The following is a 1692-nucleotide window of genomic DNA, read 5'->3' on the forward strand; positions in this document are numbered from 1 at the left end:
GAATTCCTCCGGAATTCAAAAGACAGGTGGGCGGTTGAGCCGGTCCCTGCGCTCCGCGCTGGGACCGGTGGTGACGGGTGGTCGGGTGAGATCCTTCCGGCTCCGCCTGCAGGAGTAGCCCGCTTACGCGGGCGGCTAGCAGCAGGGGTCGACTCGGGGCGGCCGTGCGCCAACCGGTCGGACTGGCACCGTCCCTGACTTTGCATCACCACCCGGCCCGGGGTGCCGATTGGAAATCTCCCCCACCCCGGGCCGCTCGGCCGCTATGCATCATGATGCGTGCCGGGGTAGAGAATGTTATTTGGCAGCACGTCCGGCACGGTCTGGAATGGCTTTTCATGTCGTGAATCAGCGAACCTACGCAGTACTCAACCAACCTGCGCAGTGCACCCCTGCTCCCATTTTTTACAGACGGCGACGCTGGCGCCCTCATCCCCGACAGGCATGCGGTGCCAGCTCATGCACCAGGTCGTCAGAGAGCTCTGCCAGCGGGCGCCGGGCGGTGAGGGTGCGCACTGGCTTGACGGGCGCGGTGCGGGACGCGGGGCGTGTCTCCTAGCGGGGCAAGCAGACCCTCCCCAGCCCGCAGATAGGCTCGTTCGTCCGCAGGCCCTGGACGACGTCGCAGGGCACGCCAAGTCGACGGCCGGGCTCGCACCACGTGGGCGACGCGGCGGGCTGCGCGTCGAGTCGGCGGCTGAGCAAGTACGGCGCCAACTCACGGAGGACGAGGCCAGGCTTCGCGCCCCCACCGCGAAGGGCATCGTCGAGCGCACCTTCGGCTCCATCAACGCCCTGTTCTGCCAGTACCTGCCCGGCTACACCGGATCCGACGTCACCCGCCGCGGCCCCGACACCGAGAAAGACGCCTGCTACGGCGTCGCCCAGCTCCAGGACCTCCTCGATGAGTGGCTGGTGCACTACCACCACCGGCCCCACGAAGGGCTGCGCCACCCGATGATGCCCAGGAAGGCACTCACACCGAACCAGATGTGGGCCGCGCTCGTCGCCGTCGCCGGATACGTCCCCGTCCCGCTGACCGGGCGCGACTACCTCGAACTGCTCCCCGTGCGCTGGCAGGCCATCACCCCCGGCGGCATCACCATCCACCACCGCACCTACGACGCGGACCTCCTCGCCCCACACCGCGGCCAGCCCTCCCCCGTCGCCGGCCGCAGCGGGAAATGGGAGATCCACTACAACCCCCACGACGTGCGCCAGATCTGGGTCCGTCTTCCCGACGGCGAACTCACCGAGATCCCGTGGATCCACCGCGACCACGTCCACCGGCCCTTCGACGAACGCACCTGGCAACACATCCGCACCCAGGCCGTTGACGGCAACCACAGTGACACCGAGCAGTACGAAGCCAGCTCGCCGACGCCCTCGACCAGCTCATGCGCCGCGTCCACAGCGGCCACGCCACCACAACGGAGCAGGCACTCCTCGCCCGCACCGCCCACCGCCCACTACCCCCAGCCCGCGATGGGGACCACGGCACCGAAGCACCCGCCGACAACTTGGCGCAGCAAGCCACCGAAGGCAACGACGACAGCATCGACGACCTCGACAACCTGCCCGACGACGACCTCAGCCCCGCCCCGGTCACCGGATTCGGGCTCTACAACGCGCACGAGGAAGCCGACAAGTGGTGAACCCCAGCCAGACAAGCGCGAGCAGCACACCAGGCGG

1 protein-coding gene is annotated in these 1692 nt (G+C 68.7%); it reads left to right on the forward strand.

Features of this window, described 5'->3' with window-relative positions; translation table 11 throughout:
• Nucleotides 1-459 precede the first annotated feature (459 nt).
• Nucleotides 460-1692: Mu transposase C-terminal domain-containing protein (locus tag AC0VY3_RS37880; RefSeq protein WP_475552001.1), on the forward strand; the 1233-nt coding region annotated here is incomplete at its 3' end.

The organism is Streptomyces sp. iso_384 (assembly GCF_056172905.1).